The sequence below is a fragment of the Streptomyces sp. NPDC005070 genome, assembly GCF_053600395.1.
Genome location: NZ_JBSFZS010000518.1, coordinates 1 through 1,384, shown reverse-complemented (window position 1 = coordinate 1,384; position 1,384 = coordinate 1). Strand labels below are relative to the sequence as shown.

1 protein-coding gene and 1 pseudogene are annotated in these 1,384 nt (G+C 68.4%); one reads left to right on the top strand and one right to left on the bottom strand.

The features are described from left to right. Nucleotides 1–451: NADPH-dependent F420 reductase (locus tag ACWEBX_RS40770; protein WP_451889729.1), on the bottom strand; the 451-nt coding region annotated here is incomplete at its 3' end. A gap of 287 nt (nucleotides 452–738) precedes the next feature. Between ACWEBX_RS40770 and ACWEBX_RS40765 the strand changes: the two are divergent. After that, nucleotides 739–1,290 (top strand): annotated as a pseudogene (locus tag ACWEBX_RS40765) (M20/M25/M40 family metallo-hydrolase); the annotation flags it as partial. Between the last annotated feature and the right edge of the window lie 94 nt (nucleotides 1,291–1,384).

The following is a 1,384-nucleotide window of genomic DNA, read 5'->3' as shown; positions in this document are numbered from 1 at the left end:
CATCCAGGGGCCGGCCCGCCACTTCACCCGCAACGAGCGGACCGGCGAAGGTGGTGTTGAAGGCCTTGACGACGCGTGCGTTCGCTACGGTCGCTGCGATCTCCTCGGCTGCGGAGGTGCCCAGAGGTACGACCAACGAGTCGAAGGTCCGGAAATCCACGGGGTTGGAGATGTCGACCACGACCTTGCCGGAGAGCTCGGCGCCGAGAAGGCCGGCCACCTCACGCCCGGCAGGGTAAGGGAGGGCGAGCACCACGACATCCGCCGCTGCCGCGCCTTCCGAGCCGTACGCCTGCACGTCTGCCCCGTCCACCGCCCGGGACAGGGCAGCGGCCAAGTCCGCTGTCTTTTCCGGGTTGCGATCGTGCAGACGGAGAGAGTGACCGCCCGCCAGTACGCGCGTGCCGATACCTCGGGCCATGTTCCCGGCCCCGACAATACTGATGATCACTTGCTACTCCCGGGTGTGATGACGTGTTTCGCTCCACGCTCACATCCCGAGGCAAACCGCGCCATCGTCCACCGCTGCTCGAGGTACACGGTGGTCCGCCCTGAGCGTCGTCGCCCGCCACTCTCCATCGCGCTCCGCACCAGTCCGGGTGGCCGAAGGCGGGACCGCGGCTAGGCTCGGTTCATGGGCACCCAGGACCCCGCCAGGCCTCCCGGCGACTGCCCCTCGCTCGCCGCGCCGGCCCGGAACGGGGACGAATGGCAACCTCGCTCACGCAAGGAGCCCCCATGACTGATCCCGCCCGGACCGTATTGACCGGCCTCGAAACCATCCGTCGCGACCTGGAGGACCTCTACCAGGACCTGCACCGACACCCCGAACTCGGCCTGCGAGAACACCGCACGGCGAAGAAGGCGGCGGACGCGCTGCGAGACGTCGGTTTTGACGTCACCGAAGGCGTGGGCGGCACTGGTGTGATCGGAGTTCTCAGGAACGGGGACGGCCCGGTCGTCATGGCCCGAGCCGACATGGACGCCCTCCCCGTGCGCGAACAGACCGGGCTTCCGTATGCCTCCACCGCGACGGTGACTGACCAGGACGGCGGCGAACAACCCGTCATGCACGCCTGCGGACACGACGTGCACGTAACCTGCCTCATCGGCTGCGCACGGCTACTGGCCGGGCACCGGGACGCCTGGCGGGGCAGCTTTGTAGCACTCTTTCAACCCTCGGAGGAGAACGGCGACGGAGCCAACGCCATGATCAGCGACGGTCTCACCGCGAAGTCGCCACGACCCGACGTCGTACTGGCCCAGCACGTTCTGCCCTATCCGGCGGGTATTTCACCCGGCACTTCATGACCCCGCTCGTCTCCGCCGTCTGGTCCTGCGACGCCGCCACGGCCCGCCGCTACCCGGCCGCCTATCTGTTCCG